The following is a 13716-nucleotide window of genomic DNA, read 5'->3' as shown; positions in this document are numbered from 1 at the left end:
AGGGTTTGCCGCGAAAACACGAGGGGTGGCGCAGTGGAAAAATTCGGCAAAAGCCAGTCGGTCAAACGGGTCGAGGACCTGCGGTTCCTGACAGGCGAGGGACGCTATGTCGACGATATTGCCCCCGCAGATGCGCTGCGGGCGGTTTTTGTGCGCGCACAGGTGGCGCACGGGACCATCACCGGGATCGACGTGTCGGATGCACTGGCGATGCCGGGTGTTGCGGGCGTCATCACGGGGGCTGACATGCAGGCTGCGGGTGTGGTCATGGACATGGCCGGCGTGCAGGTCAAAAACCGTGACGGGTCCAAGGGCGCGCATACATCGCGCCCGATTCTGGCACTGGACCGCGTGCGCCATGTGGGTGAACCGATCGCCATCGTGCTGGCCGACACGCTGAACAACGCCCGCGACGCCGCAGAGGCGGTAATCGTCGATATCGACGAACGGCCCGCGCATATGACGCTGGAGGTGGGCGGTGAACCCTTGCACGACAGCGCGCCCGAAAACCTCGCATTTGACTATGGATTAGGTGATGCCGATGCGGTGGCCACCGCGATTGCGGGTGCGGCGCATGTGGTGACGGTCGCGGTGCCGGACAACCGTGTGATCGTCAACGCGATGGAACCACGCGGCACCTATGCGGAGTGGACAGATGGCAAGTTGCACGTCGCCATCAACGGACAGGGTGTCTGGGGACCAAAGGCTGATTTCAAGAAACACTTTGGTCTGGACGACGACCAGATCCGCGTGACCAATCCGGACACGGGCGGCGGTTTCGGGATGAAGGGGATGCGCTATCCCGAACCGCTGGCCTGTGCGCATGCGGCCCGCGTGCTGGGCCGTCCGGTGCGCTGGATGTCTGAACGCACAGAGGCGATGCTGACCGACAACGCGGGGCGTGACCTGACGACGACGGCGACGCTGGCCTTTGATGCGAACAACCGGATTGTGGCCTACCATCTGGATACGGTTGCCAACATGGGTGCCTACAACAGCCAGTTCGCGCAGGCGATCCAGACGGATTTGTTTTCCAAGGTGCTGATGGGCACTTATGACGTGCAGACCGCCTTCATGCGGACGCGCGGCATCTATACCAACACCACGCCCGTTGACGCCTATCGCGGGGCCGGTCGACCCGAGGCGATCTTTGTCCTCGAACGCACCATGGACGAGGCGGCGCGCCAGTTGGGCGTCGACCCGTGGGAGCTGCGGCGCGCAAATTTCATCCGGCCCGATCAGTTTCCCTATACGACCGTCAGCGGCGTGACCTACGACGTGGGTGATTTTGCCGCCGTGCTGGCTGCCGCCAAGAACAGCGCAGACACCACCGGTTTTGCCGCGCGCAAGGCCGCGAGTGCGGCCAAGGGTCTGCTGCGCGGGCAGGGGATCTGCTATTACATCGAAAGCATCCTCGGCGATCCGTCGGAAACCACGGCGGTGGAATTTCGCGACGACGGGCGGGTCGATATTTACGTCGGAACGCAGTCAAACGGGCAGGGGCACGAAACGGTCTTTGCCCAGTTCCTATCGGACCATACGGGTATTCCTGCCGACCGGATTGCTGTGGTGCAGGGCGACAGCGATCTGATCCCGCAAGGCGGCGGCACGGGTGGATCACGGTCGGTGACGGTCCAGAACACCGCGACGCTGGCGACGGTCGAGGCGATGATCCCTGCCTTTGCCGCCTATCTGGCGGACAAGGAAGGTGTCGACGCCGCAGGCGTCACATTCGACGACGAACGCTTTCGCATTCCGGGCAGCAACCTGTCGCCCACTGTGCTGGAGGTCGCGGATATGGCGCGGGCTGACGGCCGCGGCGACCTGCTGCGCCACAGCCAGCGGATCACGCTGGACAACCGCAGTTTCCCGAACGGCTGCCACGTGGCCGAGATCGAGATTGATCCCGAAACGGGCGAAAGCCACGTGGACCGTTACACGGTGGTCGACGATTTCGGGAACCTCATGAATCCGATGCTGGTCGAGGGACAGATTCATGGCGGCGTCGCGCAGGGGCTGGGGCAGGCCTTGATGGAACGCACGGTGTTCGACGCGGACGGCCAGCTGCTGACAGCAAGTTTCATGGACTACGCCATGCCGCGCGCGTCCGAAATGCCCATGATCGGGTTCTCGACCAGACCCACGCCGTCGCTATACAATCCGATGGGTATGAAAGGCTGCGGCGAGGCGGGCACGGTCGGTGCGCTGGCCGCTGTCACCAATGCAGCACTTGATGCGATGTGGGACGCGGGCGTGCGCCACGTGGAAATGCCGCTGACTCCGCATCGCGTCTGGGCTTGGCTCCGGGATGCTAGGTCGCGTGACGCCGCTTAAACGCCTGTTCGGCCTTTTCCGGTTTCTGCCGCGCCGCAAGAGCAACGCGGCACGCGAACCGGGGCAGGCGACCCATGTAATCATCCTCGATGGCACGATGTCGTCGCTGGCGCAGGGTTATGAAACCAACGCCGGGTTGACCTACAAATTGCTGCGCGAGGCCGGGCAGAAGTCCAATCTGACCGTCTATTACGAGGCAGGTATCCAATGGCGCGGCTGGCGCGACACGCTGGCCGTCGTGTCGGGGCATGGCATCGATGACCAGATCGCGCGGGCCTATGGCGTGTTGGCCTCGCGGTATCGGCCGGGCGACCTAATCGTGCTGATGGGCTATTCGCGGGGTGCCTATGCGGTGCGGTCATTGTCCGGCATGATCGGACGTGTCGGCCTGTTGCGCCGGCAGCAGGCAACGACACGCGCGGTCCGCCAGGCCTTTCGCCACTATCAGCGGCAAAGCGCGCCCGAGGTGCTGGCACGGTTCCGTGCGCGGTTCTGTTATGATGCGACACCCGTCGCGGCGGTCGGTGTCTGGGACACGGTCCGGGCGCTGGGCCTGCCGGTCATCTGGCGTTTCATCGAGAACAACCAAGATTTTCACGATCATCACCTGGGCGATCACGTCGGGCGGGGATTTCACGCGCTGGCGCTGGATGAACGTCGCAGGGCCTATGTGCCGGTCCTGTGGGACACGGACGCTGATGATGCGGCCCGGGTGGATCAGGTCTGGTTTCGCGGCACCCATGCCGATGTCGGCGGGCATCTGGATGGCAAGTCACAGGTGCGCCCCCTGTCGAACATCCCGCTGGTCTGGATGCTGGATCGGCTGTCGCAGGCCGGCATGGCATTGCCCGATGGTTGGCGTGACAGGTTTCCCACGGACCCCGACGCACCGTCAGTCGGTCAGTGGCACGGCTGGGCCAGGCTGTTCTTGTGGCGCGTGCCGCGTCGCAGGCTGACCGACCCGTCGGAACGGATGCATGAAACGGTCAGGCAATCTGCATGATCAGGCAGGTTGTTGAACCCGTGGCATAGAGCTTGCCATCCGCGTCGGTGATGCGGCCCGTGGCCACGCCGGTTGACCTGCCTGCATGGTCGATCTGGCCTGTGGCGATGATCGGGGTGCCGGGCGGGATCGCGCGGGTGATGTTGATCTTGTATTCCAACGTTGTGTAGACCGACCCGCGCGGCACGGTCGTCATGACCGCGCAGGCCATCGCGGAATCCAGCAGTGTGCCATACCAGCCCCCGTGGATGCCGCCCATCGGGTTGGTATGCGCGAAATCAGGTGTGCCGTGGAACACGACGCTCCCGTGGTCCACGCTGTGCAAGTGGTAGTTCATGATGCCCGAAATCGGCGGACCGGACAGTTCTCCTGCCAATACGGACTGCATGAATTCCAGCCCTGTCAGTGACAACAGCGTCTCGCGGCTGGGCAGTTCGTCAAAAGTAGTGGCAAGTGGCATGGGGCGGTCCTGTCCTGAGGTCCGCCCAAGATGGTCTGGTCAGGCGACGTTTTGCAAGCGTGCCTGAGGGGCAATTCCCAACGCGCGGCAAACGTCCTGCGTCAACTGCGGTTTGTTCAGCGTATAGAAATGCAGATGGTCGACGCCACCTTGCAACAGCTCGTCACACAGCTCGGTCGCCAATGCGGTCGCAAGCAGATCGGCGCTTCCGTCGCGGGTCGCGTTTTCAAAGGCCTGCGCGATCACGGGCGGAATGCTTGTGCCGGTGGCGGCAGCAAATTTCGACGCACCCTTCCAGTTTTCGACGGGCAGGATGCCGGGAATGATCGGGGCGGTGATACCGGCGGCCACACAGGCATCGCGGAAACGAAAGAATGTGTCTGCCTCGAAGAAGAACTGCGTGATGGCCGCAGAGGCACCGGCGTCGATCTTGCGTTTCAGGAACGCGATGTCGTCGGCCTGGCTGCGGGCCTCGGGGTGTTTTTCGGGATAGGCACCGACACGCAGCGTGAATTTCCCGGTATCGGCCAGCGCCTCGATCAATTCGATCGAGCTTGCGAATCCTTCGGGGTGGGGTTTGAAACCGTCGCTGCCCTTGGGCGCGTCGCCGCGCAGGGCGACCAGATCGGTGATTCCCGCGTCAGCATATTCATTGGCGATGGCCAAGGTTTCCGCGCGGGTGGCGTCCACACAGGTCAGGTGGGCCGCAACCTTGAGACCGGTGGTTTTGTCGATCGCGGTGACGGCCTCATGTGTCAGCTGGCGGGTGGTGCCGCCGGCACCATAGGTGACCGACACGAATTCGGGGGCCAGTGGCGACAGCGCATTGACGCAATCCCACAGGCGAAACGAACCCGCGATGTTCTTGGGCGGAAAGAATTCAAAGCTGATGGCGGGGCGGGTCATGATGGTTCATCCTGATCTGAGTTCTTGCCTAGATGCCACCGCGCCGCATATGAAGCAAATTCATAACTTTCACGATGATCATGAGGCAAACCGCGAAATGCACATCGAGTTCCGTCACCTGCGCACGATCAAGGCGATCCATGATACCGGCGGGTTGGGCCGTGCGGCGGATATGCTGGGCATCACGCAAAGCGCGCTGAGCCATCAGATCAAGGGGATCGAGGATCAGGCCGGGGTCGAATTGTTCGTGCGGCGCACCAAACCGCTGCGCCTGTCGGCTGCGGGCATGAAACTGCTGGCCGCTGCCGAACGCATCCTGCCGCAGGTCGCGGCACTGGAGGCCGAATTCGACGGCCTTGTCGCGGGCAAGGCAGGGCGACTGCATATCGCGATCGAGTGTCACGCCTGTTTCGAATGGCTGATGCCGGTGCTCGATCAGTTCCGCAAGGCCTGGCCAGAGGTCGATGTCGATATCCGCCCCGGACTGGCGTTTGAAGCGCTGCCTGCGCTGATCCGCGAAGAGGTGGATCTGGTCGTGTCGTCCGACCCCGAGGATTTGCCTGGTGTCGGATTTACCCCGATTTTCGACTATGAACCCATCTTCGTGGCCCCTGCCGGGCATCCCTTGGCCCAAAAACCCTATGTCGAGGCGGCGGATTTCGTGGATCAGACCCTAATCACCTATCCTGTGGACCGGCACCGGCTGGATGTCTTTAACGCCTTGTTGACCCCGGCCAAGGTCGAACCGCTGGCGGTGCGTCAGGTGGAACTGACCGCGATGATCCTGCTGCTGGTGGCGTCCAACCGGGGGGTTGCGGTTCTGCCTGACTGGGTCGTGCGGCAGGTGCGCTACAACGCCGACTATATCACGCGGCCCCTGACGGCGGACGGTGTCACGAAACGGCTGTATGCGGCGACGCGCACGGCGGACGACGGGCTGCCGTTCATGTCGCATGTTGTCCGGCTGGCGCGCCAGGAGGCGGTCAAACTGCAACGCGCCTGATGTGCTTGTGCGCAGACGCCTGCGGGCCTATACGCCCCGCTTGACGTAAATCGGAGAGTCCCCATGGCTGGCAGCGCAAACCTCAATGTGATGATGAAAACCGCCCGCAAGGCCGGTCGCGCCCTGCTCAAGGACTTTGGCGAGGTCGAACAGCTTCAGGTGTCGACCAAAGGCCCCGGCGATTTCGTCACCCGCGCCGACCGTCAGGCCGAACAGACGATCCGCGATGATCTGATGCATGCGCGTCCGTCCTATGGTTTTCTGGGCGAAGAGGGCGGCGAGAAAGAGGGCGAGGACCCGACACGCCGCTGGATCGTCGACCCGTTGGACGGCACCACCAATTTTCTGCACGGCCTGCCGCATTGGGCGGTTTCCATCGCGCTGGAACACAAGGGGCAGATCGTGTCTGGCGTGATCTATGACCCGGTCAAGGACGAGATGTTCTACGCCGAAAAAGGTTTCGGCGCATTCGTGAACGAATCGCGCATCCGCGTGTCGGGGCGTCATCGCCTGTCGGACGGTCTGTTTGCCACTGGCCTGCCTTGGGCCGGACGCACCGATCTGCCCGAAACACTGCAAGACCTGGCAAGGTTGCTGCCCGCCTGCGCCGGTGTGCGCCGGTTCGGTGCCGCCTCACTGGATTTGGCCTATGTTGCCGCCGGTCGTTATGACGGGTTCTGGGAACGCCGCCTGAATATCTGGGACGTCGCCGCAGGCGTGCTGATCTGCAAAGAGGCAGGTGCCATCGTCGAGGCGATCACCCCCGACGCCGATCCGCTGGAAACGGGTGCCATGATCGTGTCGAACAGCGATATCTTTGACAATTTCGCCAAAGTCGTCCGCAAGGCCTGACGACAGCGCGCCATCCGGTCATCCCGCCGCCGCAGTCCGCTCAGGTGTGTGTGCGACCTGATCTCAGCAGTCTTTTCGCTAGAAGGCGGTGAAGGTCCGGTGTGTGGGACAAAGCGCGAATTCGCTGCAGTTGCGCGAAGGTCTGCTTAGGCTTTAGGCCAGTCGTAGATTCCACCACCAACGGCCATCTGTGGGTCTTCCTTGAACTCGTCCATAAAGAAGTCGTGCTCTTTCAACATACCAAGAAGCACTTCGTCACGTTCGGCGACCTCCGTTTCGGTGGTAACCTATAAAACAGACAAGTGTCGGACAAGTGTGCTGACGGGTTCCCAATCAAACTCATCCACGATTTTTCCCGCCCGAATGGCGGAATTCATGAGAGATTTATCCAATTTCTCGTCAGAGATTCGTAAGTGCTCAATTGCCATTTCTTCACTTTGTGCGACCACCGCATCAAAGACCCTGAACGAAGCTTTCGATTCCAGATTGAACCGCTCACTTTCGATGACCCACCATTTCAAGTTGTCATCGAGTGACGGCATTTCCTTTGATCGTCGGCCGAACCCAAACATTCAAAAATCTCCTCATTGGCGCGAGCTCACCTGATAACAGACCTTTGTCGACGATGCAGCATCCGTCAAAATGGGCTCAAACCCGACCTTCGCTGCAAGGTCCAAAAGCAATCGCGATCTCTGGCGTGAGACGACAGGCTCGCGCGATCCTCACGGCTTTGGGGTCGCGTCGCCCAACGTTACCGCCTGCGTGGCACTTTGGGGATGCGGGATTCGCGGTATTGCGCGGGCGGGTGATCGGGGTGACCGTCTGTGGCCCGCCAGAATCCGGGGCCACCCAGCCGGAGCCACAAGGGGATCACCAGGAGCAGACCTGCCACGAACCCGCCGTTGTGCGCCCAGTAGGCGACGCCGTCGTTGGGGCTGAAACCGCCCCAGACCTGCATGACGAACCACACTGCCAGCGTGATCCATGCGGGGATCGGGATGATCTTGAAAAACACGATGAAAAAGAAAAACACGTCCACCCGCGCCTTGGGGAACAGCAGGAGGTAGCCGCCCATCACGCCTGCGATCGCGCCTGATGCGCCGATTGTAGGGATCGGGGAAAACGGCTCGGACGCGACCTGCGCCAGGCCTGCCGCGATTCCGCAGGCCAGGTAGAACAGCGCAAAGGGGACATGACCCATCCTGTCCTCGAGGTTGTCGCCGAAGATGAAAAGAAACAGCATGTTGCCGCCCAGATGCATGATGCCGCCGTGCAGGAACATGGATGTGATGAAACCGCCCCAACCCTCGAACCCGGTGACGCGGGCGGGGATCAGGGCGTAATCGTAATAGAGCTGCCCAAGTGCGGCATCGGTCTGTGCTGCCATAACCGTCCAGAGCCAGATCGCGATATTCGCGGCCAGCAGGGCGTAGGTCACGAACGGCGTGCGCGTTGACGGATTGTGGTCACGGATCGGAAACATAGACCCAAGGTGACGGTCCGCCGCCCCGCGTCAAGGGCGGGGCGGCGGATTTGCTGTTCAGCCTGCGACTTCGGCCAGAAGGGCGGCGTTGCCGCCCGCGGCTGTCGTGTCGATGCAGACGTGGCGTTCATGGGTCACATGCGCCTTGTCCGGCATCGTCGTGACCAGCGCCGTGATCGGGCCGTCGCGCTGCGTCAACGCCTTGGCATAGGCGCGGGCGCGATCTTCGTCCCCCCACCACAGCACGCAGGCCAGATCGGACAGCAGCGTCAGGGTCTCGGGCGAGATTTCGCCGCGTGCGGTGACCGGTTGACCACCGAGGGCACGCACCGCCTCGGCCTGGGCGTCCGCCATGTCCTGTCCCGGCCCCATGCACAGCACCGGGCCGCGCGGGTGCGTTGACCAGCGGTTCGATTCGCCGGTCGGTCCGGGCATGTCGCGCGGTTCGGACGACGCACCCTTGGGTGCATCCGCCAACGCCTTTTCCAGCCGTTTGGCGTTGTCCTCTGTCGTCCAGCCACCGCCCAGTGCTGCACCCGGCGCAGCGGTGCTGAAACGCGGCAGATACAGTGGGCCGCCTGCCTTGGGGCCGGTGCCGGACAGGCCCTCACCACCAAAAGGCTGAGACCCGACGATGGCGCCGATCTGGTCGCGGTTCACGTAGATGTTGCCGCAGTGGACGTTGTTCACGATCATCTCGACACGGTCGTCGATCCGCGTGTGCAGGCCGAATGTCAGGCCGTAGCCCGTGGCATTCACCGCATCGACAACCTTGGACAGATCGCGTGCGTTGAACCGGACCACATGCAGGACGGGGCCAAAAACCTCGCGTTCCAGATCGGCGATACTGTCCAGCGCGATGATGGTCGGGGCCACGAAATGACCCTGTGCCGGGATCGGCAACTGGTGAATCACGCGGCCCTCTGCTGCGGCCTTGGCGATATGGTCGTCGATATTGGCCTTGGCGGCGGAGTCGATCACCGGGCCGATGTCGTTTGACAGCGACCAGGGATCGCCCAGCGTCAATGCGTTCATCGCGCCCTTGAGCATGTCGATCAACTTGTCCGCGACATCCTCTTGGACATAAAGGCAGCGCAGCGCGGAACAGCGCTGTCCGGCTGACCGGAAAGCGCCGTTGATGATGTCACGCACGGCGTGTTCCGGCAGGGCGGTGCTGTCGGTGATCATCGCGTTCAGACCGCCGGTTTCCGCGATCAGCGGTGTGCCGGGCAGGCAGTGTTCGGCCATGGCGGACGCAATCTTGCGCGCGGTGGCTGTCGACCCGGTAAAGGCCACACCCTTGATCCTGCGATCGGATGTCACGGCGGCACCGACATCGCCACCGCCCGGCAGCAGCTGCACGGCAGTGGCAGGCACACCGGCCTTGTGCATCAGGTCGACCGCCAGTTTTGCGACAACCGGCGTCTGTTCCGCAGGTTTGGCCAGCACGGCGTTGCCGGCCGCAAGGGCCGCCGCAATCTGGCCCGTGAAAATCGCCAGCGGGAAATTCCACGGGCTGATGCAGGTCCAGATCCCGCGCGGGGTGGCCTCCGTCTGGTCCAGTGATTGCGCGGCGTAGTAGCGCAGGAAATCGACCGCTTCGCGCAGTTCAGCCACGCAATCGGGCAGGGCCTTGCCCGCCTCGCGGGTCAATGCGGCAAACAGCACGCCGTAGTTGTCCTCGAACGCGTCGGCCACGTCGTTGAGGACCCGCGCGCGTTCCTGCACCGGAACATCCCAAGTGGTGGCCGCATCCAGGGCCACGGCAACATCATCCGGGGTCGCGTGGGCAATCTGCCCCACAAGATCGCCCGAGATCGCGGGGTTATAGCGTTCGATGACCTCGCGGGTGGTATCGGTTTCGCCAGCGATGATCGGCTCGACCGTCCAGACGGCCGTGCGATAGGTATCGCGTGCGGCGGCGATCTGCTGCAGCGTCGGGATATGCGTCAGGTCGAACCCCTTGGAATTCAGGCGTTCTGGCTGAAACAGGTCGGGACCAGCGTGCAGGTCAGGCACCTTGTTGATGTTGTCGAACGGGTCGGCGGCGACAACCTCTGGTGGGACGTCCTCGTCCACGATCTGGTTCACGAACGAACTGTTGGCTCCGTTTTCCAACAGACGCCGGACCAGATAGGCCAGCAGATCCTCGTGTGCGCCGACGGGTGCGTAGATGCGGCAACGGGTGCCGCGATCCTTGAGCACGATGGTATGCAGCGTTTCGCCCATACCGTGCAGGCGCTGAAATTCGAAATCATCGGTGCCGCGGCCCATCGTATCCGCGATGTCGAGGATCGCGGCAACGGTATGCGCGTTGTGGGTGGCGAACTGCGGATAGATGCGGTCGGTCATGCCCAGCAGTTTGCGCGCGTTGACCATGTAGCTGACATCAGTGTGCGATTTCGCGGTGAACACCGGGAAACCGTCGATGCCCATGACCTGGGCGCGTTTGATTTCGGCGTCCCAATAGGCCCCCTTGACCAGACGCACCATGATCTTGCGGTTCAGGCGTTCGGCCATCGCGTGTAGGTAATCCAGCACCATGCCGGCGCGCAGACCGTAGGCCTGCACCACGACGCCGAACCCGTCCCAGCCGTCCAGCGACGGTTCTGACAGAACCTCTTCGATCACATCCAGAGACAGCGACAGGCGGTCGGCCTCTTCGGCGTCGATATTGAACCCCATGCCCGCCGCCTTGGCGAGAATGGCCAGGGACCGCACGCGGGGGACCAGTTCGGCCATCACGCGGTCGCGGTGCGCCTCTTCGTAGCGGGGGTGCAGGGCGGACAGCTTGACCGAGATACCGGGGTTTTCAGCAACGGAATCGTGCGTGCAATGTTTTGCAATGGCGGAAATTGCACGCGAATAGGACAGTTGATAGGCACGCGCGTCCTTGTCTGTGCGTGCGGCCTCGCCCAGCATGTCATAGGAATAGGTGAATCCCTTTTCCTGCATGCCGTCGGCGCGTTTCATCGCCTTTTCGATCGTTTCGCCCAGCACGAACTGGCGGCCCATCTCGCGCATCGCGCGGCCCACGGCCGTCCGGATCACGGGTTCGCCCAGACGTTTGACGGCACCACGCAGGTGGCGGGTGATGCCCGGCTTTTCGTCGTCCAGCACGCGGCCCGTCAGCATCAGTGCCCAGGTCGATGCGTTCACCAGGCTGGATGCGGAATGGCCCAGATGCTTGCCCCAGTCGGATGGCGCGATCTTGTCCTCGATCAGGGCGTCGATCGTGATGCTGTCGGGCACGCGCAGCAGTGCCTCGGCCAGACACATCAGGGCGATGCCCTCGTCGGTGGACAGACCGTATTCGGCCAGGAACACTTCCATCAGGCCGGGTTCAGAGCTGTTTCGAATCTGGCGCACCAGATCGGCGCCATTCCGGACGATCCGGGCGCGGTCCGCGTCGGTCAGTTCCGATTGACTGACAAGGTCAGCCACCACCGCACGTTCGTCGGCGTAGATGCCAGCCTCGATTTGTTCGCGCAGGGTATTGTGAATATCACGGGGCATAGCACTCTCCGATTTTGAATACGGACCACTGTATCAACTTGCCGCTAGTCTATCTGACCTCTATCATATCGTTGCGGGGTCAGATGGCCCGCATTTTAGGGGAATTTATGCCGAATTCGACTGGTGACCTGGACCGATTCGACGCAAAGATTCTTGACGTGCTGGCGGTCGACGGGCGCATCAGTGTCACCGCACTCGCCGAGCGTATCGGCCTGTCCAAATCCCCTACCCAGGCGCGCCTGCGCAAACTGGAGTCGGATGGCGTCATTCGGGGCTACCGGGCCCTGTTTGACCCGATCGCACTGGGACGAGACCACGTATCCTTTGTCGAGGTCAAGTTGTCCGACACGCGCGAGGCGGCCTTGCGGGCGTTCAACGACGCCGTGCTGGCGATCCCCCAGATCGAACAATGTCACATGATTGCCGGATCATACGATTACCTGCTGAAGGTGCGGACGCAGGGCATGACCGATTACCGTGCGGTACTGGCGTCCTTTATCTCGACCCTGCCGAACGTGTCGGGCACGTCGACCTATGTTGCGATGCAGGCTGTCAAGGAAGAGGGTGTGTCGCCCGTGCCGCCATCAAGCTGACGGTTGCGTGACTTGACGGGTGCGTTCATCCGCCCAAGACTGTCGGCATGATCAGAACCCTTTGTCTTTGTCTGGTGTTGTCCGCCGGGCCTGCCGTGGCGCAGGATGCATGTCCTGCGGTGCCCGATCACGCAGCGGAAATGGCGCAGGCCATTTCACATATGCAGCGGGCGCAGTCAGCGGCAGAGGCGCAGCGTTCCGCGTCTGCGCTGTGGTCCTATTGGCTGGATGCGCCTGACAGTCACGCACAGGCGCTGCTGGATGCGGGAATGACCCGGCGTGATCTGGGCGATTTCGCGGGGGCGATCGGTTTTTTCGACGATCTGGTCAACTACTGCCCCGCCTATGCAGAGGGTTATAATCAGCGGGCATTGTCATATTTCCTGCAACGCGATTTCGCGGCGTCGCTGGTGGATCTGGACCGCGCGCTGGACCTTTTGCCCAACCACGTCGCAGCCCTGTCCGGCAAGGCGCTAACGCTGTTCGGTTTGGGGCGTGACGCAGAAGGTCAGGCCACGTTGCGGGCGGCCGTTGCGATGAATCCCTGGTTGCAGGAACGCCGGTTGCTGGATGAACCGCCCGGCACCGACATCTGACGCTTGTCCGCGCGGGCGTGCCGGATTACCAACGCCGCGTGCCCCCGTGGTGGAATGGTAGACACCGGAGACTTAAAATCTCCTGACCTTTTGGTCGTGCCGGTTCGAGTCCGGCCGGGGGCACCACTTTTAAGTGACAGAAGCCCTTATTTACAACGCTAAAAGGATACCGTAGTCTCCCTTAGGTCCACATATAGGTCCACATTGGGGTTTCGGGATGAAGGCCATGTTGATGTTGAAGCACGTCAAGATCGACGCCAACGGTCGTTATAGGTACCGTCGCCGTGTGCCTCAGCCCCTTCAGGCGACCTTGGGCATCACAGAGTTCATTAAGGTGCTGGGCAAGACGGAGCGTGAGGCTATCAACGCCTACGGACCCTATCACCACTTTGTTGAGCGTCAGATCGCCATGGGCAAGATCAGTGGCGACATCAAGTCACCCATGGAACTGCTGGAGGACGTGAAGACCTTCTTTCAGGCTCACGGGCTGGACCAATTCAGCGATGGTCGGACCGAGGATGAGCGGACATCGCGTGACGCCAAGGCCGATGAGATCATCTTCAGCTATCACCTAGACCCCGATACGGGCCACCCTGAGGACATGACGGCAGGGGACCGGGCCTTGGTGGTCGCTCTCAGGAATGGCATTGAGGCTGTGAAGGCTGAACCGACGATCACGGACGCATTCAAGATTTACCTCAAAGAAAACGTCAATCCTGACCCCTATAAACGGGACCAACAGGTCACTAACTTTGGTCGCATCGAACGGGAAGCCTTGGCTGTCTGGGGTGCTGACCTTCCTTTGACCAAGATTACGAGGCAGGACGCGAAGGCCCTTAGGGATAGCCTGCTAGCTCGTATGAAGCCCTCATCGGCCAAGCGTCAGATGAACAATATCAAGGCCGTCGTCGCGTTCTGAGGTGCCCCTAGATTTGTAGACGCTTTGCTTGGTAATTTTGGAACCAAGGAG

12 protein-coding genes and 1 tRNA gene are annotated in these 13716 nt (G+C 62.1%); 8 read left to right on the top strand and 5 right to left on the bottom strand.

Features of this window, described 5'->3' with window-relative positions; genetic code table 11:
• Positions 1–33 precede the first annotated feature (33 nt).
• The gene (locus tag LGQ03_RS11295; RefSeq protein ID WP_226748488.1) at positions 34–2334 is read left to right on the top strand and encodes a xanthine dehydrogenase family protein molybdopterin-binding subunit; all 2301 of its coding nucleotides are present in this window, start codon (positions 34–36) and stop codon (positions 2332–2334) included.
• On the top strand, positions 2321–3337 hold the full coding sequence (locus LGQ03_RS11290) for a DUF2235 domain-containing protein (protein ID WP_226748487.1): 1017 nt from the start codon (positions 2321–2323) through the stop codon (positions 3335–3337). Before LGQ03_RS11295 ends, LGQ03_RS11290 begins: the two co-directional genes overlap by 14 nt.
• Here the strand turns inward: LGQ03_RS11290 and LGQ03_RS11285 are convergent.
• Positions 3321–3797: a PaaI family thioesterase gene (locus LGQ03_RS11285; protein ID WP_226748486.1), complete on the bottom strand. Its 477-nt coding sequence runs from the start codon at positions 3795–3797 to the stop codon at positions 3321–3323. The genes LGQ03_RS11290 and LGQ03_RS11285 overlap by 17 nt on opposite strands.
• 39 nt (positions 3798–3836) lie before the next feature.
• Positions 3837–4703 (bottom strand): methylenetetrahydrofolate reductase [NAD(P)H], encoded by an 867-nt coding sequence (gene metF, locus LGQ03_RS11280; RefSeq protein WP_226748485.1) that lies wholly within the window; start codon positions 4701–4703, stop codon positions 3837–3839.
• 97 nt (positions 4704–4800) lie between these two features.
• On the opposite strand from metF, the gene LGQ03_RS11275 reads away from it, so the two are divergent.
• Together LGQ03_RS11275 and LGQ03_RS11270 are read left to right on the top strand one after the other, a co-directional pair.
• A complete protein-coding gene (locus LGQ03_RS11275) occupies positions 4801–5706 on the top strand; it encodes a LysR family transcriptional regulator (protein ID WP_226748484.1) in 906 nt (301 codons plus the stop codon).
• Positions 5707–5769: 63 nt separating this feature from the next.
• On the top strand, positions 5770–6558 hold the full coding sequence (locus LGQ03_RS11270) for an inositol monophosphatase family protein (protein ID WP_090159947.1): 789 nt from the start codon (positions 5770–5772) through the stop codon (positions 6556–6558).
• A 287-nt stretch (positions 6559–6845) separates the two neighbouring features.
• On the opposite strand, the gene LGQ03_RS11265 is transcribed toward LGQ03_RS11270, so the two are convergent.
• The 3 genes from LGQ03_RS11265 to putA all read right to left on the bottom strand — a co-directional run bounded on the left by LGQ03_RS11265 (position 6846) and on the right by putA (position 11557).
• The gene (locus tag LGQ03_RS11265; protein WP_226748483.1) at positions 6846–7100 is read right to left on the bottom strand and encodes a hypothetical protein; all 255 of its coding nucleotides are present in this window, start codon (positions 7098–7100) and stop codon (positions 6846–6848) included.
• A 209-nt stretch (positions 7101–7309) separates the two neighbouring features.
• The gene (locus tag LGQ03_RS11260) at positions 7310–8041 is read right to left on the bottom strand and encodes a rhomboid family intramembrane serine protease (protein WP_226748482.1); all 732 of its coding nucleotides are present in this window, start codon (positions 8039–8041) and stop codon (positions 7310–7312) included.
• Between the two features lie 57 nt (positions 8042–8098).
• The gene (gene putA, locus LGQ03_RS11255) at positions 8099–11557 is read right to left on the bottom strand and encodes a bifunctional proline dehydrogenase/L-glutamate gamma-semialdehyde dehydrogenase PutA (protein WP_226748481.1); all 3459 of its coding nucleotides are present in this window, start codon (positions 11555–11557) and stop codon (positions 8099–8101) included.
• Between the two features lie 107 nt (positions 11558–11664).
• Here putA and LGQ03_RS11250 point away from each other — a divergent pair, with 107 nt between their 5' ends.
• The 4 genes from LGQ03_RS11250 (at position 11665) to LGQ03_RS11235 (ending at position 13665) form a co-directional block, all read left to right on the top strand.
• Positions 11665–12150 carry an Lrp/AsnC family transcriptional regulator gene (locus LGQ03_RS11250; RefSeq protein WP_090160026.1) on the top strand — a complete coding sequence of 162 codons (486 nt, stop codon included), beginning with the start codon at positions 11665–11667 and terminating at the stop codon, positions 12148–12150.
• A gap of 47 nt (positions 12151–12197) precedes the next feature.
• Positions 12198–12746 carry a tetratricopeptide repeat protein gene (locus tag LGQ03_RS11245; RefSeq protein ID WP_226748480.1) on the top strand — a complete coding sequence of 183 codons (549 nt, stop codon included), beginning with the start codon at positions 12198–12200 and terminating at the stop codon, positions 12744–12746.
• A gap of 40 nt (positions 12747–12786) precedes the next feature.
• Positions 12787–12872: transfer RNA gene (locus tag LGQ03_RS11240), tRNA-Leu, on the top strand.
• A gap of 100 nt (positions 12873–12972) precedes the next feature.
• On the top strand, positions 12973–13665 hold the full coding sequence (locus tag LGQ03_RS11235) for a hypothetical protein (protein ID WP_226748479.1): 693 nt from the start codon (positions 12973–12975) through the stop codon (positions 13663–13665).
• Positions 13666–13716: the final 51 nt, after the last annotated feature.

The sequence above is a fragment of the Loktanella gaetbuli genome (genome assembly GCF_020531945.1).
GTDB classification, from domain to species: domain Bacteria; phylum Pseudomonadota; class Alphaproteobacteria; order Rhodobacterales; family Rhodobacteraceae; genus Loktanella; species Loktanella gaetbuli.
This window is presented reverse-complemented; position numbering and strand designations above follow the sequence as displayed.